The 21,760-nt window shown below is 72.3% G+C and carries 19 protein-coding genes; 11 read left to right on the forward strand and 8 right to left on the reverse strand.

Going from position 1 to position 21,760, the window contains the following annotated elements; all coding sequences use genetic code 11:
- Positions 1-1,073 (reverse strand): ice-binding family protein (locus tag ACZ6B1_RS33880; RefSeq protein ID WP_468784600.1); only part of this gene is annotated, 1,073 nt, incomplete at its 3' end.
- A gap of 650 nt (positions 1,074-1,723) precedes the next feature.
- Here ACZ6B1_RS33880 and ACZ6B1_RS33885 point away from each other — a divergent pair.
- A complete protein-coding gene (locus ACZ6B1_RS33885; RefSeq protein ID WP_468784622.1) occupies positions 1,724-2,329 on the forward strand; it encodes a DUF5994 family protein in 606 nt (201 codons plus the stop codon).
- A gap of 175 nt (positions 2,330-2,504) precedes the next feature.
- Complete coding sequence (locus ACZ6B1_RS33890; RefSeq protein WP_468784601.1) at positions 2,505-3,419, forward strand: HipA family kinase; 915 nt, start codon at positions 2,505-2,507, stop codon at positions 3,417-3,419.
- 94 nt (positions 3,420-3,513) lie between these two features.
- Here the strand turns inward: ACZ6B1_RS33890 and aceB are convergent, their stop codons facing one another.
- Both aceB and ACZ6B1_RS33900 read right to left on the reverse strand, forming a co-directional pair.
- Positions 3,514-5,139: a malate synthase A gene (gene aceB, locus ACZ6B1_RS33895; protein WP_468784602.1), complete on the reverse strand. Its 1,626-nt coding sequence runs from the start codon at positions 5,137-5,139 to the stop codon at positions 3,514-3,516.
- A gap of 184 nt (positions 5,140-5,323) precedes the next feature.
- Entirely contained in the window at positions 5,324-5,935 is a 612-nt protein-coding gene (locus ACZ6B1_RS33900; protein ID WP_468784603.1) for a nucleotidyltransferase family protein, read from the reverse strand.
- 126 nt (positions 5,936-6,061) lie between these two features.
- Between ACZ6B1_RS33900 and ACZ6B1_RS33905 the strand changes: the two genes are divergently transcribed.
- Positions 6,062-6,376, forward strand: coding sequence for a DUF5955 family protein (locus tag ACZ6B1_RS33905; RefSeq protein WP_468784604.1), 315 nt, complete (start codon positions 6,062-6,064; stop codon positions 6,374-6,376).
- A 131-nt stretch (positions 6,377-6,507) separates the two neighbouring features.
- Here ACZ6B1_RS33905 and ACZ6B1_RS33910 read toward each other — a convergent pair whose 3' ends face one another.
- A complete protein-coding gene (locus ACZ6B1_RS33910) occupies positions 6,508-7,302 on the reverse strand; it encodes an IclR family transcriptional regulator (protein ID WP_468784605.1) in 795 nt (264 codons plus the stop codon).
- 273 nt (positions 7,303-7,575) lie between these two features.
- Here ACZ6B1_RS33910 and allB point away from each other — a divergent pair, with 273 nt between their 5' ends.
- Both allB and alc read left to right on the forward strand, forming a co-directional pair.
- The gene (gene allB, locus ACZ6B1_RS33915) at positions 7,576-8,913 is read left to right on the forward strand and encodes an allantoinase AllB (RefSeq protein WP_468784606.1); all 1,338 of its coding nucleotides are present in this window, start codon (positions 7,576-7,578) and stop codon (positions 8,911-8,913) included.
- A 56-nt stretch (positions 8,914-8,969) separates the two neighbouring features.
- Positions 8,970-10,085 (forward strand): allantoicase, encoded by a 1,116-nt coding sequence (gene alc, locus ACZ6B1_RS33920; RefSeq protein WP_468784607.1) that lies wholly within the window; start codon positions 8,970-8,972, stop codon positions 10,083-10,085.
- 228 nt (positions 10,086-10,313) lie between these two features.
- Here alc and ACZ6B1_RS33925 read toward each other — a convergent pair whose 3' ends face one another.
- Positions 10,314-11,066 carry an SDR family oxidoreductase gene (locus ACZ6B1_RS33925; protein WP_468784608.1) on the reverse strand — a complete coding sequence of 251 codons (753 nt, stop codon included), beginning with the start codon at positions 11,064-11,066 and terminating at the stop codon, positions 10,314-10,316.
- A 101-nt stretch (positions 11,067-11,167) separates the two neighbouring features.
- On the opposite strand from ACZ6B1_RS33925, the gene ACZ6B1_RS33930 reads away from it, so the two are divergent.
- The 4 genes from ACZ6B1_RS33930 to ACZ6B1_RS33945 all read left to right on the forward strand — a co-directional run bounded on the left by ACZ6B1_RS33930 (position 11,168) and on the right by ACZ6B1_RS33945 (position 16,695).
- Positions 11,168-11,980, forward strand: a complete 813-nt coding sequence (locus ACZ6B1_RS33930) for an AIM24 family protein (RefSeq protein WP_468784609.1) — start codon at positions 11,168-11,170, stop codon at positions 11,978-11,980.
- Positions 11,981-12,054: 74 nt separating this feature from the next.
- Positions 12,055-12,663, forward strand: a complete 609-nt coding sequence (locus ACZ6B1_RS33935; RefSeq protein ID WP_468784610.1) for a dihydrofolate reductase family protein — start codon at positions 12,055-12,057, stop codon at positions 12,661-12,663.
- 135 nt (positions 12,664-12,798) lie between these two features.
- Positions 12,799-13,707: a DMT family transporter gene (locus tag ACZ6B1_RS33940; RefSeq protein WP_468784611.1), complete on the forward strand. Its 909-nt coding sequence runs from the start codon at positions 12,799-12,801 to the stop codon at positions 13,705-13,707.
- 246 nt (positions 13,708-13,953) lie between these two features.
- Positions 13,954-16,695, forward strand: a complete 2,742-nt coding sequence (locus tag ACZ6B1_RS33945; RefSeq protein WP_468784612.1) for a helix-turn-helix transcriptional regulator — start codon at positions 13,954-13,956, stop codon at positions 16,693-16,695.
- A 112-nt stretch (positions 16,696-16,807) separates the two neighbouring features.
- Here the strand turns inward: ACZ6B1_RS33945 and ddaH are convergent, their stop codons facing one another.
- From ddaH to ACZ6B1_RS33960, 3 genes are all read right to left on the reverse strand, one after another.
- Positions 16,808-17,653, reverse strand: coding sequence for a dimethylargininase (ddaH, locus tag ACZ6B1_RS33950; RefSeq protein ID WP_468784613.1), 846 nt, complete (start codon positions 17,651-17,653; stop codon positions 16,808-16,810).
- Positions 17,654-17,775: 122 nt separating this feature from the next.
- On the reverse strand, positions 17,776-18,009 hold the full coding sequence (locus ACZ6B1_RS33955; protein ID WP_468784614.1) for an MbtH family protein: 234 nt from the start codon (positions 18,007-18,009) through the stop codon (positions 17,776-17,778).
- Between the two features lie 260 nt (positions 18,010-18,269).
- Positions 18,270-19,268: a ParB/RepB/Spo0J family partition protein gene (locus ACZ6B1_RS33960; RefSeq protein ID WP_468784615.1), complete on the reverse strand. Its 999-nt coding sequence runs from the start codon at positions 19,266-19,268 to the stop codon at positions 18,270-18,272.
- Positions 19,269-19,999: 731 nt separating this feature from the next.
- Here ACZ6B1_RS33960 and ACZ6B1_RS33965 point away from each other — a divergent pair.
- Together ACZ6B1_RS33965 and ACZ6B1_RS33970 are read left to right on the forward strand one after the other, a co-directional pair.
- Entirely contained in the window at positions 20,000-20,968 is a 969-nt protein-coding gene (locus ACZ6B1_RS33965; protein WP_468784616.1) for an ATP-binding cassette domain-containing protein, read from the forward strand.
- The gene (locus ACZ6B1_RS33970; RefSeq protein WP_468784617.1) at positions 20,968-21,738 is read left to right on the forward strand and encodes an ABC transporter permease; all 771 of its coding nucleotides are present in this window, start codon (positions 20,968-20,970) and stop codon (positions 21,736-21,738) included. Before ACZ6B1_RS33965 ends, ACZ6B1_RS33970 begins: the two co-directional genes overlap by 1 nt.
- Positions 21,739-21,760: the final 22 nt, after the last annotated feature.

Below are 21,760 nucleotides of genomic sequence, written 5' to 3' on the forward strand. Positions count from 1 at the left end.
CCGGCGGTGGTGGTGCCGGTGGTGCCGGCGGTGGTGGTGCCGGTGGTGCCGGCGGTGGTGGTGCCGGTGGTTCCGGCGGTGGTGGTGCCGGTGGTTCCGGCGGTGGTGGTGCCCGTGGTTCCGGCGGTGGTGGTGCCCGTGGTTCCCGCGGTGGTGGTGCCCGTGGTTCCCGCGGTGGTGGTGCCCGTCGTGGTGGTGCCGGTGGTGCCGGCGGTGGTGGTGCCGGTGGTGCCGGCGGTGGTGGTGCCCGTGGTTCCCGCGGTGGTGGTGCCCGTCGTGGTGGTGCCGGTGGTGCCGGCGGTGGTGCCGGCGGTGGTGGTGCCCGTGGTTCCGGCCTCGCACTGCGGCCGGGTGATCGTGTTGGTATCCAGCGTCACGGCCCCGTTGCGGGCCAGCGCCCGCCCGTCGATGGTCGCGCCCGTCGCGGCGGTGATGGACGTCAGGGCCAGGATGTTGCCCACGAACGTGGAGTTGGTGCCGAGGACGGCAGAACTGCCGACCTGCCAGAACACGTTGCATGGTGAGGCGCCATTGATGAGGAGCACCTCACTGGCGGACGCGGTCGTCAAACCCGAACCGATCTGGAACACCCAAACGGCGTTGGGGTCGTCCTTGGCATCCAGGGTGAGGGTGCCTGTGAGCCCGAGAGTGGAGGAGGCGGTGTAGACGCCCGGTACCAGCGTCAGGCCACCGGCGTCCGGGGGAAGGGCCCCGTCGGTCGCCTGTCCGGCAGCGTCGTTATACGCCGTGACCAGGTCGGTCTTGGCCTGATCGGCTACCGCGTCGGCGGAGTGCTGAGCCCCGAGCACCAGGCCCGGCGGGAATCCGCTGATGGCCGTCCCCGGACTCACTCCGAGATCTCCGGTGACCACTGAGGGGCCGGTGTTGGTGACTGCGGAACCGGCCAGTACCGCGAAGCTGTCCGCCGTACCCAGAGGTACGGGTGTGGCGATGGCGCTGGCCTGCGTCGGTGTCGTGGCGACTACGACAGCGGCGGTCACCACGGCAAGCAGCGCCGCGGTCCAAACCGACCATGCGCGCCGTAGCTGCGCGACGGGGATAGTCACTTTCATTAAGGGCCCATTTCCTTTGAGGGGATGGTGGCTTTTCTGGCGGTTCCCCACTGCCCGGAATCGCCACTTTCTGAGGCTGGCATATTACTTAGGCATGTGGGGCGGGCCGGGATCCATTCGAGTGAATTTTTCTCACCCTGGCGAGCCGATCGCAAATGAAAAGAAAGGGTTAATGGGCTGGATGGCCCTATCTCCTTGACTCTGACGGGCCGTGCGGCAAAGTCCCAGACCAGGCTGACGGAGAGGCGGGGAAATGGTGCGGTCGCGCGCCCTGGAGGAGTGATGCCAACCCCATTCGGGGGACCGACACCTCATCCGCGCGTTGCGAAAAAGACAGTTCTCCCCCGACGAGTAGCACATGACGGCACTGGCAGAGCGAAGGCGCACGCGAGAAGGCTCCGAAAGGCTCCGTATGAGGCCTGGGAGGTCGACCGCCCGCTGAGTGATATCTGAGAGGTTTCACCGCGGCGCAAGCGGCGCCTCCTGGCCACTCCCCGGCCCGCGGCTCCGCCTCGCTCCGTCGTGCCTCGACGAGGAGTACGCTGGTGATTACCGAGAGCATCTCGTACACCGGCTTCCACGCAGATGTCGTTCTCGGCGATTCACGACAACCGGGTCGGCCGCGCCCGGCCCGGAGTTGGGTCCGCATCATGACGGCGACCGTTTCGTTGACGCCCGCGACCGAAGAGCGGACTCCTCCGTTGTTGCCGCTCCGGCTCGTACTGGCACCCGCCGGGAGCGCCCCGGCCCTGATCGACGGTGCCTGGTGGCCCCGCTACCGTGATCTGAAGGCGGAGCTTCCGGCGCTCGTCGAGTTCCTCGACCCGTTGTGGGGGAGGATCACCCGCGTAACCGTGAACCCCACCTTCTGGCCGGTCGTGCCGCGAAAGGTGCCCGTCCACGGGCACATGGTGCACGTCGGCTGGTTCGAGGCCGAGCAGGACCCCCACAAGTTGCTCCTGCTCTCCTACACTGCCGGTCGCTGGGACCTCCTGGTGGTCCCGCCGGAGACGGAGCCGGCCACTGCATCGTCGCTGATGGCCGCGGCGGCCGACCCGTCGCGGAGACTGACGGCGACGGGCCTGATCCATGAGGCCGAGCGCGTCCGGAGCACGGCGGAGGCAACGGCCGACTCGGACTTGGCCGGGGAGGTGGCCTGGGACTCCGAAGGCGGACATGACGCCCGCCGCCCCACCTCTCCTGCTCAGAGAAGTGAACCCGCCTGCGCCTCTGCCTGGTCTCCATGTGGTGATTGACTTCAACCGAGCCGGTGGCCTGGGGGGTTTGCGCTTTGCGCTGAGCCGTGTGGTGTTCTACTGCTCGCCAACCGTCACGCTCGGTCACTATGCTCACTTCATGCGGCAGACCGAGGGCCCGCCTCTGCGGTTGGCCGTGGATTGGCGAGGCTAGAGAGAAGAGCGGCCTGAGAAAATGCTGAAAGAGGTCACCGCGACCCGCTACGTCGCGCCCCTGCGCTCCGGCGGCTCGGTGCCCGGCGTCGTCGAGGCCGACGACCTCGGCACGTACGTCGTGAAGTTCACCGGCTCGGCGCAGGGGCACAAGGCGCTGGTCGCCGAGGTGATCGTCGGGGAACTCGCGCGGGCGCTGGGCCTGCGCTTCCCCGAACTGGTCCTCGTCCACTTCGACCCCGCGATCGCCGCCGACGAGCCCCACCAGGAGGTTCGGGAGCTGCACGGCGCCAGCGCGGGCGTCAACCTCGGCATGGACTACCTGCCGGGCGCAGCGGACTTCACCGCGGAGATCGCCAAGTCCTTCGCCGTGGATCCGCTGGAGGCGGGCCGGATCGTCTGGCTGGACGCGCTGACCGTCAACGTGGACCGCACCGTGCACAGCTCCAACCTGATGGTGTGGCCCACCCTCGGCACCGTGCCGCCGCGCCTGTGGCTCATCGACCACGGTGCCGCCCTGGTCTTCCACCACCGCTGGGACACCACCACCCCGGGCAAGCGGTACGACTTCCGCCACCACGCCCTCGGGAACCACGGCCCCGACGTCCGGGCCGCCGACGCGGAGCTGGCGCCCCGGGTGACCGAGGAGCTGCTGCGCGGGGTCGTCGCCGAGGTGCCGGACGCCTGGCTGGCCGAGGACGCCGGCTTCGCGACCCCCGACGACGTCCGGGCCGCCTATGTCGACCACCTCCTGCGGCGGGTGCGGCTGTCGGCAGACTGGCTGCCGACCGACTTTCCGAGCCGGGCGGAACTGGCCGCCGAGGAGACCGCACGCGCGGCGAGGACGCAAGCGGGCCGCCCGGACTGGCTCAAGCGCGTGCCCGACCTGCATGGCAGGCCGGGGGTCGAGCAGGACGGGGCGGTGCACTTCGGCTGACCGGTGGCCCCAGGAAGCCGCCGGGGCCACCGGTCGGCCGGGGCCCGTCCGGCCGGACGGGCCCCGGCCGACCGGCGTCGAAGTGCGGAGCCCGTCAGCCCTCCAGCCGCTCGTACGCCGGCAGGGTCAGGAAGTCGGCGTAGTCCTCGTCGAGGGACACCTGGAGCAGCAGGTCGTGCGCCTGCTGCCAGTGGCCGGACGCGAAGGCCTCCTCGCCGATCTCCGCCCGGATGGCCGCCAGTTCCTCCGCGGCGACCTTGCGAGCCAGTTCCGGGGTGGCCTTCTCGCCGTTCTCGAACTCGACGCCCGCGTTGATCCACTGCCAGATCTGGGAGCGGGAGATCTCCGCGGTGGCCGCGTCCTCCATCAGGTTGAAGATGGCGACGGCGCCGAGCCCGCGCAGCCAGGCCTCGATGTAACGGATGCCGACCTGGACGGCGTTGACGAGACCGGGGTACGTGGGCTTCGCGTCCAGCGAGTCGACGGCGATCAGGTCGGTTGCCTCGACGTGGACGTCCTCGCGCAGCCGGTCCTTCTGGTTCGGCTTGTCGCCGAGCACCTTGTCGAAGGACTCCATGGCGATCGGGACCAGGTCGGGGTGGGCGACCCAGGAGCCGTCGAAACCGTCGTTCGCCTCACGGTCCTTGTCCGCCTTGACCTTCTCGAAGGCGACCTTGTTGACCTCCTCGTCGCGCCGGGACGGGATGAACGCCGCCATGCCGCCGATCGCGTGCGCGCCGCGCTTGTGGCAGGTGCGGACGAGGAGTTCGGTGTACGCCCGCATGAACGGCGCGGTCATCGTGACCGCGTTGCGGTCCGGCAGGACGAACCTGGGTCCGCCGTCCCGGAAGTTCTTCACGATGGAGAACAGGTAGTCCCAGCGGCCCGCGTTCAGCCCGGAGGCGTGGTCGCGGAGTTCGTAGAGGATCTCCTCCATCTCGTACGCCGCCGTGATCGTCTCGATCAGGACGGTGGCGCGGACGGTGCCCTGCGAGACGCCCACGTGGTCCTGTGCGAAGACGAACACGTCGTTCCACAGGCGGGCCTCGAGGTGCGACTCGGTCTTCGGCAGGTAGAAGTACGGGCCCTTGCCGAGGTCCAGCAGGCGTTGGGCGTTGTGGAAGAAGTACAGGCCGAAGTCGACCAGCGCGCCGGGGACCGGCCTGCCGTCGGCGTCGACTAGGTGGCGCTCGTTCAGGTGCCATCCCCGCGGGCGCATGACGACCGTGGCCAGCTCCTCGGCGGGGCGCAGGGCGTAGGACTTGCCGGACCCGGGGTCCGTGAAGTCGATGTTCCGGGTGTAGGCGTCGACCAGGTTGACCTGGCCGAGGACCACGTTCTCCCAGGTGGGCGCGGAGGCGTCCTCGAAGTCGGCGAGCCAGACCCTCGCGCCCGAGTTGAGCGCGTTGATGGTCATCTTCCGGTCGGTGGGGCCGGTGATCTCCACGCGCCGGTCGTTCAGCGCGGCCGGGGCCGGGGCGACCTTCCAGGAGTCGTCCGCGCGGACGGCGGCCGTCTCCGGCAGGAAGTCCAGGGTCGAGGTGCGGGCGATCTCGGCGCGGCGCTCGGCGCGGCGGGCGAGGAGTTCGTCACGGCGCGGGGTGAACCGCCGGTGCAGTTCCGCCACGAAGGCGAGCGCCGCGTCGGTCAGGACCTCCTCCTGCCGGGGCAGGGGCTCGGCGTCGACGATGGCCAGCGGAGACGGCGCTGGTGCGGACATGAGCTGTCACTTCCTTCAGCGGTGGCACCGGGTGCCAAGAGGCACGAAACGGACGATCGGCGCCCGTTGTGCGACCGGGCGCTTCTGAACAGTGGATAGTAGTTTCCTCATCGTGGAACTTCAATGGTTTGTTGATGTCGAGAATCTCCGGGTCGAGGCAATGTGGCGCTCGGTGCCACCCCGTTCACTCAAGGTGGCTCAGGTCCGCCTCGGTGTCGATGTCGTACGGTTCGGCCACGTCCGCGCACTCCACCAGCCTGAGCGCCGCCGCCTGCTCCCGCAGGTAGGCGCGGGCCCCGCGGTCACCGGTGGCGGACGCCGCGATGCCCGCCCAGTGCGCCGCGCCGAACAGCACCGGATGCCCGCGCACGCCCTCGTAGGCGGCCGAGACCAGCGAGTTCTCGTTCTCGAACGCGTCGAGTACCCGGGTCACCGCGGCCGGTCCGATGCCCGGCTGGTCGACCAGGCTCACCAGTGCCGCCCTCACCCCCGTACCGGTGAGCGAATCGAGTCCGGTGCGCAGAGAGGAGCCCATGCCCCCGGCCCAGCCGGGGTTGCGGACCGTGACGCAGCCGCTCAGGTCCGCCCGGTCCAGGACGTCGTCCGCCGCGGCGCCGAGGACCACATGGATCCGTCCGCACCCGGCCGCGCGCAGCACTCCGACCGCGTGTTCGACCAGGGGCCGCCCCCGGTGTTCCAGCAGTGCCTTGGGCCGCCCGCCGAGCCGCCTGCCGCCGCCGGCGGCCAGCAGCAGCCCGGCGACACTCTCCTCGTGTCGGTGCCGGTTGTCCCTCATGCGTCCTGCATACCCGACGCGGGCCGCGCCGGCGGGCCCCTTGGGCTGAATTTCGGTCCGCGTGGTGGCGCTCCAGGGCGGCGTGGCGTTTACTGACCCGCGCACGACGGCGTGTGAGGGGGAGCTGTGTCGCGGAGCTTGGAGCAGAGGCCGGTGACCGGCGGCGACGAGGACGTGAGAGTGGCGGAACTGCGGACCGCGGTGTCCCGGCTGCGCCGCGAACTCGCCGCCCTCCCGGCGGACTTCCCCGACCGGGGGATAGCCGAGGACGAGCTGGCCGTACTCGCGGCGATGGCCGCCGGCGGCATCCCGGAGATCCCCCGCCTGCGCCGCTCCCTGTTACTGATCGCGGGCGCGATCGGCTCGGTCAGCGCGCTGGCGCGCGGTCTGACGGTGGTCCGGGAGGCGGTGGACCTCTTCGGGGAGCCGCCGGGCAGGTGAGCCCCTGGCCTCCGCGGCGTGTTCGGCACCGGATACGCCGCCCGCGCGCCTGTCTCCGACCCCCCGCTCGACGCCCTGGGCGACGGTTACCGGCCGCAGGCGGCCGCCTCTGAACCGTACGGGCCGCAGGCTCAGGCCCCCGAGCTCGCCAGGGCCTCGGAGAGCTCCACGGCGATGCCCCGCAGCACCGGCACGATCTTCTCGGTCGCGGCCTCGGTGACCCGCCCGGCCGGTCCGGAGATGGAGATCGCGGCCGCCGTGGGGGAGTCGGGCACGGGCACCGCGAGGCACCGGACGCCGATCTCCTGCTCGTTGTCGTCGACCGCGTACCCCTGCCGGCGCACCTCTTCCAGCGCCGCCAGGAATCCGTCGGGCGTGGTGATGGTCTTCTCGGTCGCGGCCGGCATGCCGGTACGGGAGAGCAGGGCACGGACCTCGTCGTCGGGGACGCCGGCCAGCAGGGCCTTGCCGACCCCCGTGGAGTGCGGCAGCACGCGGCGCCCCACCTCGGTGAACATTCGCATGGAGTGCTTCGACGGCACCTGGGCGACGTAGACGATCTCGTCGCCGTCCAGCAGGGCCATGTTCGCGGTCTCGCCGGTCTCCTCCACCAGCCGGGCGAGGTAGGGCCGGGCCCAGGTGCCGAGCAGCCGGGACGCGGACTCGCCGAGCCGGATCAGTCGTGGGCCGAGCGCGTAGCGGCGGTTCGGCTGCTGGCGTACGTAGCCGCAGGCCACCAGGGTGCGCATCAGCCGGTGGATGGTGGGCAGCGGCAGCCCGCTGGTCGCGGACAGTTCGCTCAGGCCGACCTCGCCGCCCGCGTCCGCCATCCGCTCCAGCAGATCGAAGGCACGCTCCAGTGACTGGACCCCGCCGCCGGCGGAGGACTTGGCGGAGTCGGTGGTGCTGGCGCTGGACGTCGGCACGGCGCGTTCCTTTCGGGACTGGCGGGGAGGGCAGAAGCCTACCCGGCGGCCGGTTGACTCCCTGCTTGTACGTAGCTACGTTCTGCTCAACGGAATTCTAATTCCGCTTTGTGGAAAAGTCCAGAGTCGTCGCCCCCGCGACGCCGTTCAGAAGTGTGCCCCTTGACGGCGGGGGAGTGGGAGTGAAGACTCCTTCAACAGAACGTTGAAGTCCGTTACAGGGGTGTAAATCCAGTTTCCTGGACGTGAACGGCGGCAGAGAGAGGGGTCCGGGTGTCCGACGCTGAACTGGTGCTGCGCTCGACGCGCGTCATCACACCGGAGGGGACGCGGGCCGCCACGGTCACCGTGTCCGCCGGCACCATCACGGCCGTACTGCCGTACGACGCCGACGTACCGGCCACGGCACGCCTGGAGGACCTCGGCGAGCACGTGCTGCTGCCCGGCCTGGTCGACACCCACGTGCACGTCAACGACCCCGGCCGCACCGAGTGGGAGGGCTTCTGGACGGCGACGCGCGCCGCCGCGGCCGGCGGCATCACCACCCTCGTCGACATGCCCCTCAACTCCCTGCCGCCGACCACCACCGTCGGGAACCTGCGGGTAAAGCAGGAGGTCGCGGCCGACAAGGCGCACATCGACGTCGGCTTCTGGGCCGGCGCCCTGCCCGGCAACGTGAAGGACCTGCGCCCGCTGCACGACGCCGGTGTCTTCGGCTTCAAGGCGTTCCTCTCCCCGTCCGGCGTCGACGAGTTCCCACACCTCGACCAGGAGGCCCTCGGCCGCTCGCTGACCGAGATCGCCGGCTTCGGCGGCCTGCTGATCGTGCACGCCGAGGACCCGCACCGGCTGGCCGCCGCCCCCCAGCACGGCGGCCCCCGCTACGCGGACTTCCTCGCCTCCCGCCCGCGCGACGCCGAGGACTCGGCCATCGCCGCACTCATAGCGCAGGCCAAACGCCTCGACGCGCGCGTGCACGTGCTGCACCTCTCCTCCAGCGACGCGCTCCCGCTGATCGCCGCCGCCCGCGCCGAGGGCGTGCGCCTCACGGTGGAGACCTGCCCGCACTACCTCACCCTCACCGCGGAGGAAGTCCCGGACGGCGCCAGCGAGTTCAAATGCTGCCCGCCCATCCGCGAGGCCGCCAACCAGGATCTGCTCTGGCAGGCCCTCGCCGACGGCACCATCGACTGTGTGGTCACCGACCACTCGCCCTCCACCGCCGACCTGAAGACGGCCGACTTCGCCACCGCCTGGGGCGGAATCTCCGGCCTCCAGCTCAGCCTGCCGGCGGTGTGGACCGAGGCCCGCCGGCGCGGCCACGGCCTGGAGGACGTCGTCCGCTGGATGTCCACCCGGACGGCCGCCCTGGCCGGCCTGACCCGCAAGGGCGCCATCGAGGCCGGCCGCGACGCCGACTTCGCCGTGCTCGCCCCCGACGAGACCTTCACCGTCGACCCGGCCGGCCTGCAGCACCGCAACCGGGTCACCGCCTACGCCGGCCGCACCCTGTCCGGCGTGGTGAAGTCCACCTGGCTGCGCGGCGAACGCATCGCCGCCGACGGCGAGTTCACCCAACCGAAGGGCCGACTGCTGACCCGTACCCCCTGATCCCCCCGACCCCCGCGACCGCGGCGGCCCACCACCGAAAGGAAACCCTGATCACAGTGACGGCGACTGCGAGCTTCACCGGCGACGCGAATCCCTACGGAGGAGGCGACCCCTACGCGGACTACCGCACCGCGGACTTCCCCTTCACCCAGTACGCCAACCTCGCCGACCGGCGGCTCGGCGCCGGTGTCATCGCCGCCAACGACGAGTTCTTCGCCCAGCGGGAGAACCTGCTGGTGCCCGAGCGGGCCGAGTTCGACCCCGAGCACTTCGGGCACAAGGGCAAGATCATGGACGGCTGGGAGACCCGGCGCCGGCGCGGCGCCTCCGCGGGGCACCCCTGGCCGACGGACGAGGACCACGACTGGGCGCTGGTCCGGCTCGGCGCGCCCGGCGTGATCCGCGGGATCGTGGTCGACACCGCCCACTTCCGCGGCAACTACCCGCAGGCCGTCTCCGTGGAGGGCACGTCGGTGCCCGGCTCCCCGTCCCCGGAGCGACTGCTGGGCGACGACGTGAAGTGGACGACGCTCGTCCCGCGTACCCAGGTCGGAGGCCACGCGGCCAACGGCTTCGCCGTCGCCACCGAGCAGCGCTTCACGCACCTTCGGGTCAACCAGCACCCCGACGGCGGCATAGCGCGCCTGCGCGTGTACGGCGAGGTCGTCCCGGACCCGCAGTGGCTGGCAGCGCTCGGCACCTTCGACGTGGTCGCGCTGGAGAACGGCGGCCGGGTGGAGGACGCCTCCGACCTCTTCTACTCCCCGGCCACCAACACCATCCAGCCCGGCCGGTCCCGCAAGATGGACGACGGCTGGGAGACGCGCCGCCGCCGCGACCGGGGCAACGACTGGATCCGCTACCGGCTGGCCGCCCAGGCGCGGATCCGTGCCGTCGAGATCGACACGGCGTACCTGAAGGGAAACAGCGCGGGCTGGGCGTCGGTGTCCGTCAGGGACGGCGAGGACGGCGACTGGCGGGAGATCCTGCCCCGCACCCGCCTCCAGCCCGACACCAACCACCGCTTCGTCCTGCCGGAGCCGGCCGTCGGCACCCACGCGCGCGTGGACATCTACCCCGACGGCGGCATCTCCCGCCTCCGCGTCTTCGGCACCCCGACCGAGGCGGGCGCCACCGCCCTCGCCGCCCGCCACCAGGAACTCGGCGGCTGACCCGGCGCCAGGCGCGCGCACCCCTGCCGCCGTGCCGCCACACGCGCGTGCCCAGCGGCGCGCGCGGCGGCGGCCCCGGCGGCGGCCCCGGCGGCCCGTGCCGGCAGCGGCGCCACGGCGGCAGGCCCACCCCCGGGCACGCGTGGGGCGCACCGGCACGCGCGCGTGGGGCGCACCAGGCCGGACGGCACCGGTGCGCCCCGCCGGACGCCTCGGGCGCCCCCCGGCTCAGGCCGCGTGCCCGCCGTCCACGGAGAACTCCGCGCCGGTGACATAGGCCGCGTCCGGCCCCGCCAGATGGGCCACCGTCGCCGCCACCTCGTCGGCCGTCCCGAAGCGGCCCAGCGCGGTCATCGCCGCCTGGGCCGCCGCGTACGGGCCGTCCGCCGGGTTCATGTCCGTGTCCGTCGGACCCGGATGGACGATGTTCGCGGTGATCCCGCGCCCGCCGAGATCCCGGGCCAGGGCCCTGGTCAGCCCCACCAGGGCCGACTTGCTCATCGCGTACAGCGTCCCGCCGGGCCCCGGCACCCGCTGCGTCATGCACGTGCCGATGGTGACGATGCGCCCGCCTTGCGCCAGCACCGAGGCGGCCGCCTGCGACGCCAGGAACACCCCGCGCACGTTCACCGCGAGCACCCGGTCGACATCCTGCGGGGTCAGCGTGTCCAGCGGGCCCAGCAGACCCACGCCCACGTTGTTCACCAGCACGTCGAGACCGCCGTACGCCTCCGCCGCCCGGCCCACCGCGCCCGCCGCCTCCCGCGGGTCGGCGGAGTCCGCGCGCAGCGCCACCGCCCGGCGCCCCAGCGCCTCCACGGACCGCACCACGCCGTCCGCCGCCTCCTTGCCGTTCACATAGGTCACCGCCACATCCGCACCCGCGCGCGCGAGCCGCAGCGCGACAGCCGCCCCGATACCCCGGCTGCCGCCGGTCACCAGGGCCACCTTGCCGTCGAGAGATCCGTTCGTCGTCGTCATGCCTCCATCCCAGCCGCCACGGGCACCGTTCACCGGCGGCGTACGGACATCGACCCCGTCACACCCGGAACTCTTCGCTCCACCTCCGGCGTTCTCCCCGCGTGACCCTTCAGCAAGAGATCGTCGGCAACGCCATGCAGATGGCGGTCGTCAACCTGCGCCCCGGCCAGACCGTGTACTGCGAGGCGGGGAAATTCCTGTTCAAGACGACGAACGTGACCATGGAGACCCGTCTGTCCGGCCCGTCGGGCAACGGCGGCCGGCAGCAGAACGGCTCCGGCGGCATGGGCGGCATGCTGCGCCAGGCCATGGGCACCGCCATGCAGGTCGGCCAGCGCATGATGGCCGGTGAGTCACTGGCCTTCCAGTACTTCACCTCCCAGGGCGGTGAGGGCACCGTCGGCTTCGCGGGCGTGCTGCCCGGCGAGATGCGCGCCCTGGAGCTGGACGGCACGCGCGCGTGGTTCGCCGAGAAGGACGCCTTCGTGGCCGCCGAGTCCAGTGTCGACTTCGGCATCGCCTTCCAGGGCGGCCGCACCGGCATGAGCGGCGGCGAGGGCTTCGTCCTGGAGAAGTTCACCGGGCACGGCACGGTGATCATCGCCGGCGCGGGCAACTTCATCGACCTGAACCCGGCGGACTTCGGCGGCCGCATCGAGGTCGACACCGGCTGCGTCGTCGCCTTCGAGGAGGGCATCCAGTACGGCGTCCAGCGCGTCGGCGGACTGAACCGGCAGGGCATCATGAACGCCGTCTTCGGCGGCGAGGGCCTGTCCCTGGCCACCCTGGAGGGCAACGGCCGGGTGATCCTCCAGTCCCTCACCGTCGAGAGCCTCGCCAACGCCCTGAAGAAGGCCCAGGGTGGCGACAAGCAGGGTCCGACCGGCGGACTGTTCTCGACCCACGCCGGCTGAACCGATGAGTTCCGGGTGCGGGCGGGGTCCGATCCGATGCAAACAGACCCCGCACCCGGAAGAAGGCACCCGTCATGGGCAAGCTCGTCTCCACCATCTTCGTCAGCCTCGACGGCGTGTACCAGGCGCCCGGCGGCCCCCAGGAGGACACCAGCGGCGGCTTCGACCAGGGCGGCTGGACCTTCCCGTACGGCGACGAGGACTTCGGCCGCTTCGTCACCGAGAGCTTCGACCGCTCCGGCGCCTTCCTGCTCGGCCGCCGCACGTACGACATCTTCGCCTCCTACTGGCCGAAGATGACCGACCCCGCCGACCCGATCGCGGGCAGGCTCAACGCCCTGCCCAAGTACGTCGTCTCCTCCACCCTCCAGGCACCCGGGTGGTCCGGCACCACCGTCGTCTCCGGCGACCTAGCCAAGGAGGTGGCCGCCCTCAAGGAGCGCACCGACGGCGAACTCCAGATCCACGGCAGCGGCGCCCTGGTCCGCTCCCTGGTGGACCTGCGGCTGGTCGACACCCTGCACCTGCTGACCTTCCCGGTCGTCCTCGGCACCGGCCGCCGGCTGTTCGCCGAAGGCGCCGTCCCCACCCGCTTCGGGCACCTGGGAGGCCGCGTCACCGCCTCGGGCGTCTCGATCCAGAGCTACGGCCTGCTGGGCAGCCCCGAGTACGGGTCGTTCTGACCGCCCCGGGAGGCGGAGGGCACCCGCGGCGGGGGCGCCCTCGCCCGAAGCTCGTCCCGCCGGTACGGTGATCGCGCCCCCGTGCGAGCCGCCGACGTCTGCGCACCCCCCAGGAAGACCGGGAGAGCCGCCCCGATGTCGTCGATCGCCGTACCCGGCGCCCTCGCGCCCCGCCGCGCCTGGCACACCGACCTGCCCGTGCTGCTCGTCGCGGTCTGCTGGGGCGCCAGCTACCTCGCCGCGAAGGACGTCACCACCGCCCGCACGGTGCTCGCCGTCCTGGTGCTGAGGTTCGCGCTCGTGCTGCCCGCCCTCGCGGCCGCCGGACCGCGTTCCCTGCGCGCCCTGACCGGCGCGCAGTGGCGCGGAGCGGCCCTGCTGGGGCTGATCCTCAGCGGCGTCTTCCTGCTGGAGACGTACGGCGTCGTGCACACCTCGGCGACCAATGCCGGTCTGATCATCAGCCTCACCATGATCTTCACCCCGCTCGCCGAGGCCGCGGTCACCCGCCCCCGGCCCACCGCCGCCTTCCTCGGCGCGGCGGCCCTGTCGGTGCTCGGCGTCGTACTGCTCACCCAGGGCGGCGGCTTCACCCGGCCGTCCCGGGGCGATCTGCTGATGCTGCTCGCCGCGCTCGTGCGCACCCTGCACGTCCTCGTCATGTCCCGGCTCCGCTCCGTGCGCGGCGCGGGCGCCCTTCCGCTCACCACCGTCCAGCTCGGTACCGCGGTCGCGGTCTTCGCGGTCCTGTCGGCCGGGACCGGCGGCCCGGCACCGTGGGCGGCCGCGGCCGGCTTCGGCCCGCGCGAGTGGGCCGGGCTGCTCTTCCTCGCGGCCCCGTGCACGCTGTTCGCGTTCTTCGTGCAGATGTGGGCGGTCCGCCGCACCTCGCCGTCCCGCGTCGGCCTGCTGCTCGGTACGGAGCCGCTGTGGGCCGCGGCGGCCGGCATCGCCCTCGGCGGGGAACGGCTCGGGACGCTCGGTGTCGTCGGTGGCGTACTGGTGCTCGGCGGGACCGCCTGGGGCCGCCGGGCGGCCGGCTGACGTCCCGCGCGTCGCCCGCCGCTGCCCCCCAGCCCTCCCCGGAAGCCGCGCGTCACCGCTGAACAAAGTGGTCGGGTGCGGAAGTTGCCAGTCTCCGGCCGATCTGGAAACGTCGGCCGTCCATTGGCGCCATCCCCCCATTGGGCGCGGGGAATCGGGGGTTTCCCGGAGGATCGACGGGGTTCCAGGGTGTATGGAAAGACGGACAGTGACAGCGCGGCGCGCGTTCCCTCGACCGGGACGACGGTGACGGAGCGCGCCCCGGACCGGGCGCTCGCGTTCCTGGGGGAGCGGCTGGCCGAGGGCCGAACGGGCCCGGGCCGGCTGATCCTGGTCAGCGGGGGAGTCGCGAGCGGCAAGACCCGGCTGCTGGACGAGTTCCTCGACGGCGCCGTCCGGGAGGGCGTGCGTGCGCTGAGCGCCACGGGATCGGCGGACGAGCGGACCCTCGCCGGCGGCGTCATCGACCAGCTGCTCGCCGGCCCGGACCTGCCCCCGGCGGCCGCCGAGGAGGCCGCGCACATCATGGCGGCCTGTGTGGACACCGGACGCGACGGCGCCCGCGGTGAACCGGGTGCGGCGCCCCCGGCGCTCACGCACGCGGTGTGGCGGCTGGCCAAGGTACTCCTGGAAGCGGCACGGGAACGGCCGACGGCCCTCGTCGTCGACGACGTGCACCTGGCGGACAACACCTCCCTGCTGCTGCTCCAGCACCTGCAGCGCAGACTCCGCCCGACGCGGCTGACCATGGTGCTCGGCCTCCGGGACACCACGCCTCCGAAGGGCGGTGAGGCACGGATCGACTGCCAGACGGCTTTCACCCGTCACCCGCACCACCACCTCCGGCTCGCGCCGCTGTCCGAGCGGTCCGTGCGCGACATGCTCGACGGCCGCGCCGACGACGGCGTCCCCGCCCGGATCCACCAGCTCGCGGCGGGCAATCCGCTCCTGGTCAACGCACTGATCGACGACTACCTCACCACCGGTGACATCGCCGCCGCTCCGGCGGCCGGGCCCGCGTTCACCCGCGCCCTCGCCGCCTACCTCGACCGCTGGGACCCGCCCCTGACCGAGGTGGCCGGTGTCCTCGCGGTGCACGGCGGCACGGTTCCCGCCGCGCGCCTCGCCGCCCTCGTCGGCATCGAGACCGGCGTGGCCGAGGAGGCCCTCGACGCGCTGACCCGCTCCGGGCTGCTGGCCGACGGCCGGTTCCGGCACGCGATGATCGAGTCGGCGGTCCTCGCCGGGCTCCCGCCCGAGGCCCGCGCCGCCGCACAACTGCGCGCGGCCGAAGCCAAGTTCCGGCAGACGACACCGCCGGGGGAGGTGGCGGCCCACCTCGTCGCCGCCGGGTCGGCCCCGGGGCGCTGGACGGTGCCCGTGCTGCGCGGGGCAGCCGAGCGGGCCGTGGCGGAGAACGACCCGGACTTCGCCGTGCAGTGCCTCGAACTGGCCCTCACCGCCGCGGACACGACCACCGGCAGGCGGCACCTGCTGGCCGAACTGGCCCACCACACCTGGCGCACGGCACCCTCGGCGAGCGGGCGGTACCTCGAAGCGCTGCGGGAACTCCCGGCCGGCGAACCCGTGCCACCCACCCGGACCGAAGCGGCCGCCGCCGCACGCCAGGCCCTGTGGGAGGGCGACGAGACGGCCTGGCGGGCCAGCCGGCGGACCCTGGCCGCCATGGCACCCGACCCCCGGACCCGGACCGGCCTCCACCTCGCTCAGACCTGGTGGTTCGGGCCCGGCGAGGACGGCGCACCCGCCGCTGCGGAGGCCGCCGTACCCGCCGGGGCCGTACCCGCCGCCGACGACCCGTGGCGGCTCGCCGCCACGGCGCTCTCGGGCGTCTGGGCCCGGCCCGGTGCTCCCGCGTCGACCGCCGCCGCCGAACGCCTCCTGCGTAGTTGCCGGCTCGCCGACGACACCCTCGAAGCCCTGATGACCGCGGTCCTGGCGCTGGTGCACGCCGGCCGGACGCGGGACGCCGAGACCTGGTGGCGCTCCCTCAAGGCCGAGGCCGACCGGCGTGGCGCGGTGACCTGGCAGGCGGTGCTCACCGGCATGTGGTCCTCGGCGGTGCTCCGCGGCGGTGACGTCTCCTACGCGGCCGATCTGGCCCGGCACGCGCTCAGCCTGCTCCCGGCCGAGGACTGGGGGGCGGCGATCTGCGACCCACTGGGCACGCTGCTGCTCGCGTGGACGGAGGCCGAGGAGTACGAGCGCGCCGCCGATCTGCTGACGCACGAACTGCCGGACGGTGTGCTGCGTACCCTGCCCGGCATCCGGTTCCTCAGGGCCCGCGGGCAATACCTCCTGGCCACCGGTCAACTGCTCGCCGCGGTGCACGACTTCTCCGAGTGCGGCCGGCTGCTCGCGGCCCGCGGCACCGACCTGCCGGCCGTGGCGCCCTGGCGGGCCGACCTGGCGGCGGCCCATCTAGCGCTCGGCGATCAGGCCGCCGCCCGCCGGCTCGCGGCGGGGCAGCTGGCGCTGGCCGCCGAGACGGACGGCTGCACCCGTGGCCTCGCTCTGCGGGTGCTGGCGCTCGCCGGGGAACCGGGAGAGCTGCGCGGGACGCTGCGGCAGGCCGCCGGGCAGTTCACCGAGTGCGGTCACCGCTGGGAGGCGTACCGGACGTCACGGATGATGGACCTGCTGCCCCAGCGGCGCGTCGCCGCGCAGGCACTCCGGATTCCGGGCACCGACCGGGGAGTGGTGTCCCGCAGTGTGGCGTCGGTGTCGGTACTGCCCCGCCTGTCGGCGACGGCGCGCACCGAACCGGAGACCGGCGGCGCGGACACGCTCAGCGCGGCGGAGCTGCGCGTCGCCGAACTCGCCGCGCTGGGCAGGACGAACCTGGAGATCAGCGGCAGCCTGTCCATCACGGTCAGCACCGTCGAACAGCATCTCACCCGCGTCTACCGGAAACTGGGCATCAGGGGCCGCTCACAACTGGCCGCGCGTCTCGCCGCCGGCGACTGAGAGCGGCCATGAACAGCCGGAGCCGAACGGCCGACGGGGGCCACGACGCGAGGGCCGCAACGACGAGCGGCCGGTCCACGGGGGACCGGCCGCGGGTGCGCGTCGAGCGTGCTCAGTTCGGGACGGCCGGTCCGGGCGCCGGCTCGTGCAGTTCCAGAGTGCAGCACTTCGCGCCGCCGCCCGCCTTGAGCAATTCGGTGGTGTCGACGCCGAGGGGCTCGAAACCGCGTTCCCGCAATTGGGCGGCGAGCCGGGTGGCCGCCGTCGGCAACAGTACGTGACGGCCGTCCGAGACCGCGTTGAGGGCGAACAGACAGGCCTCGTCCTCGGTGGCGGTGATCGCGTCGGGGTAGCGCTCCGCGAGCAGTTCCCGGCTCTCCGGGGAGAACGCCTGCGGCAGATACATGACCTCCTCCTCGTCGAGTACGGCTATCGCCGTGTCGAGGTGGTAGAAGCGCGGATCCACCAGGCGCAGGCTCAGCACCTCCTTGCCGAAGAAGGCGCGTACCTCGTCGTGCGAGGCGGGGTCGCTGCGGAACCCCTGGCCGGCCAGGATCAGCTTGCCGGCGGTCAGGAAGTCGCCCTCGCCCTCGTTGGCCACGGTGGCCTGGCGTACGTCGTGGTAGCCGCGGTCGCGGAACCAGGTGAGGTAGGCGGGGGCCTCCCCGGCCCGTTCCGGGTGGCGGAACCGCGCCACCAGCGCGCGGCCGTCCGCCACGATCGCGCCGTTGGCGGCGAACACCATGTCGGGCAGACCGGGCACCGGCTCGATCAGTTCGACGGTGTGCCCCAGGTCGACGAGCAGGCCGTGCAGCCGCTGCCACTGGGAGACGGCGAGATCGCCGGACGTGGGCTGCCCGGGGTCCATCCATGGGTTGATGGAGTAGCGGACGTCGAAGTGGGTCGGCGCGCACAGCAGGTAATGCCGGCGCCGTGCGGATCTGGAGATGCCAGGCACGCGTGAGGGCCCTTTCTGGGATGCCCGGAGGTCTTCCGCTGCGGGTCGGAACCAGGTCGGAACCACCACAAGGCCCGGTTCTGTCCGGGTGAGGCGAACCGGGCCCTGCGGTGGCCGGGTGATCAGGCGACGGCGCCGCCGCTGTCGGCCTCCATGGCCACCCGCAGGCTCCTGGGGCGCATGTCCGTCCAGTTCTTCTCGACGAAGTCCAGGCATTCGGCCCGGCCCTCCTCGCCGAACACGGCCCGCCAGCCCTTGGGGATCTCGGCGAACGCCGGCCACAGCGAATACTGTTCCTCGCCGTTGACGAGCACGAAGAACCGGCCGGACTCGTCGTCGAATGGGTTCACGCTCATGATGCCTCTCCGCAGGGTGGTGCGAATTGTCCGAGTGAAGGGGTTCGGCTGGATTATCCGCCGAATCCAGGTCCGGTCGAATCGCGGCCGGGTGAATACGCGGCTCGACTGAATTTGAGTCAGGCCGCGCCAAGTCGAGTCGAACGGTGGCCGGACCGTTAACGAAGTCCGGCTGAACAGAAGTCGGACTGGGGGCGTAAGTCCGGCTGAATGAAAGTCAGGCTTGGTCGGTGACGGGCGAGCCGGCCGAAACCCGCCGGCTAAACGGAAGTTATCCGAACGCGCCGGTCCAGAGCCATAGCGAAGCTCTGCCAGTCGTCGGCCCGCCGCCGGGCCATCTCCGCGACAGCCGGCGCGCAGTGGCTGGGCACGGAGTCCGCGATCGCCGCCCATTCGCCCTCGCCGCTGCCCAGCGCCTCCAGCCAGCGCAGCAGCGTACGGCCCGATTCCGACATCCGCAGCGAAGGATCGGTACGCAGCCGGCTCAGCTCGACGGCCGAAGGGCGCCGGGCCCGCGCAGCCCGGGCCGGCACGGGACGGACCGGCTGGGCCGGCCGGACCGGCTGCGCCGTGCCGCCCTGCCGCTCGCGCTGCTTCGGCGGCACCGGGTCCTCACCGCGCAGCAGCCGGTTGCGGACGTCCTTGGCGGTGGTGGCGGAGATCTCGGCCAGCCGCGCGACCTCGCGGGTGCTGGCGCCGGGGTTCTGCCGGAACAGCTCACTGGCGCGCAGCCGGCCCTGCATGGCGTTGAGCGGATAGCTCTCGTTGTCCCGGCCGATCCGGCTCGTCAACTGGGGGAGCTTGTCGCCCTCCCGCCGCCGGATGGCGCCGACCGTCTTGTCGGAGATGCCGACCAGTCCGGCGATGGACCGGTCCGACCACTCGGGGTGGTAGTTGATGATGCGCAGCGCCGCGTTCTTGCGGTCGGCCAGGGTCAGGGGCAGGCCGTGCGCGCTGTTGAGCCGTACCGACAGGACGAAGGCCTCACGCTCGTCCCCGTCGAAGTACCGCACGGCGATCGTCGTGGCGCCCCGCCGCTGCGCGGCGCGCAGCCGGTGCATGCCGTCGATCACCCGCAGGGTGTCGCGGTGCACCAGGATGGGAGGGAGTTCGGAGTCGGTCTCGGAGAGCACCTGTATGTGCTCGTCCACCTCCGTGAGCCGCGGGGAGTTCGCCGGCAGCAGCGAGGCGATCGAGACCGTGACGATGTCGCTGTCCCGGATGTCGCGGACCTCGCTCAGCCGGGGCCGTGCGGCCACCCGGTTCTGCCGCAGGGAACTTACGTATGTGACGCCCAATGTGTTGCCCCCGTTTCGAAACATCGCGGACCCCCGTTTCCCGTCGGAGGTGTGCGGACCTCCGGCGCCCTGCCGGCCGCCTGGCGCCGAGATCGTCCCGCCAGCCGTGAGTAAAACAGCGAGTTCCGGACTCCGCGATCCGCTCCGCGCTCCTTGGCTCCTAGTTGAGCGGGGGGTGGTACGCCGCCTACGACTTTCGTCTCATTGCGCGGCCCTTACGGAACCGCGCCCCCGCGCAGACGTCGGCCGGCCGACGGTGGCCGGAACCAGGTGGTGGCGCGGCCCCGCCGCCTGGGGCTTCGCACGGTCGCCGCTGGCTCCGCGAGTGCCGGCCCGGTAGCGTCTCGCGCCGGACCGGGAGGCGGCACCGGCGCGGTGGCCGATCCGTGCCGCCGACGGTGCGGCGGCCGACTGCGGAATATCCGCATGCGGCCGTCAACTCCCCTCGGTCCGAACCGACTTGCCGGGCGGTGGTCGCGCACGTCGCGATATTGCTCGAATTCCGCGGGCGCCCTACCTTGGCTGCGCCGGGCGGCCGACCTCGGGCAGCCCGCCCCCCCGACCGGCCGGAGCCCGTCCGGCGGACCCGCTCGCGACGAGCCGTCCAGCCCTCCCCCCTCGCACCGTGCGGCAGGTGCCTTCGCAGGCCATCCAGCGTCCGTCGATGAGGTCGACGAGAAGATGAGGACAACATGACAAGCGCGCCCTCGACCAACGCGATCGAGGTGGCCGGGCTCAGGAAGTCGTTCGGCCCGCAGACGGTGCTCGAGGGCATCGACTTCGAGGTTCCCGCCGGCACCGTGTTCTCCCTGCTCGGCCCGAACGGCGCCGGCAAGACGACCACCGTCCAGATCCTCACCACGCTGATCGGCGCGGACGCCGGGCAGGCCCGGGTGGCCGGCCACGACCTGGCCCGCGAGCCCCGCGCGGTGCGCGCCGCGATCGGCGTCACCGGCCAGTTCTCGGCGGTCGACAAGCTCCTCACCGGCGAGGAGAACCTGCAGCTGATGGCCGACCTGGCGCATCTGGGCAAGCGGGAGGGCCGGGCGCGGACGGCGGAACTGCTGGAGCGGTTCGACCTGGTGGACGCCGCCGGGAAGGCCGCGACCCACTACTCCGGCGGCATGAAGCGCCGGCTCGACCTGGCGATGAGCCTCGTGGGACGGCCCGCGGTCATCTTCCTCGACGAGCCGACGACCGGCCTGGACCCGCGCAGCCGGCGCACCATGTGGCAACTGGTCTCCGAACTCGTCGCGGAGGGCACCACCATCTTCCTCACCACCCAGATGCTGGACGAGGCGGACCACATGGCCGACCGGATCGCCCTGCTGGACGGCGGCCGGCTGGTCGCCGAGGGCACCCCGGACGAGCTGAAGAAGCGCGTGCCCGGCGGCTATGTGACGCTGACCTTCGCGAACCAGCAGAGCCTGGACGCGGCCCGCGGCATCCTCGGCGACCCGAGGAGCAACGGCGACCTCCTCTCGGTGGACGTGCCCAGCGACGGCAGCGTGGCCTCGATCAAGGGCCTGCTGGACAAGTTCGACGGCCGGTCCATCGACGTCGACAACCTCTCCATCCACTCCCCGGATCTCGACGACGTGTTCTTCGCGCTCACCGGCCGCGGCGCCGACGAGGCCGACGCACAGGAAGCGACCATCTGATGAGCGCCATCGGCTACGCGGTGTCCGATTCGACGACCATGATCCGCCGGGTGCTCCGGCACACCCGGCGCAACCCGTCGACCCTGCTGATGTCGATCACGCTGCCGCTCGTACTGCTGTGCCTGATGAACTACGCCTTCGGCGGCGCGCTCGACGTCGGCGGCGGACGCTACATCGACTACCTGATCCCCGGCGTCGTCGTGATGGGCGCCGCCTACTCGTGCAGCGCCACCGCCGTCGCGGTGAGCACCGACATGAACGAGGGCGTGATCGACCGGTTCCGCACCCTCGCCATCTCCCGGGGCTCGGTCCTCGTCGGGCATGTCGTCGGCAACACGATCCGCACCGGATTCGGTGTCGTGGTGGTCGTGCTGGCCGGGCTCGGCATGGGCTTCCGGCCCAGCGGCAGCCCGCTGCGCTGGCTCGCGGCGGCCGGCATCGTGGTGCTGATGCTGTTCGCGATCTCGTGGCTGGCGACCGGCATGGGACTCGCCGCGGCGAACACGTCCTCCGCGGCGAGCATGGCGTCGCTGGTCTCGCTCCTGCCGTTCCTGTCGGGTGCCTTCGCACCGCTCGACGGCATGCCCGGCTGGCTGCTGGCGTTCGCCAGGAACGAGCCGATCACCCATGTCATCTACGCGCTGCGGGGCCTGGTCACCGATCAGCCGGTCGGTGACCACGCCTGGCTGTCCGTGGTGTGGTGCGCCGGGATCGCCGTGGTCGGCTACGCGTGGGCCAGGTCCGTCTTCGGCAAGAAGACCGTCCGGTAGGGGACGCGGTCCGGCGCGGTGG

It is taken from the genome of Streptomyces sp. NPDC041129, from assembly GCF_055592265.1.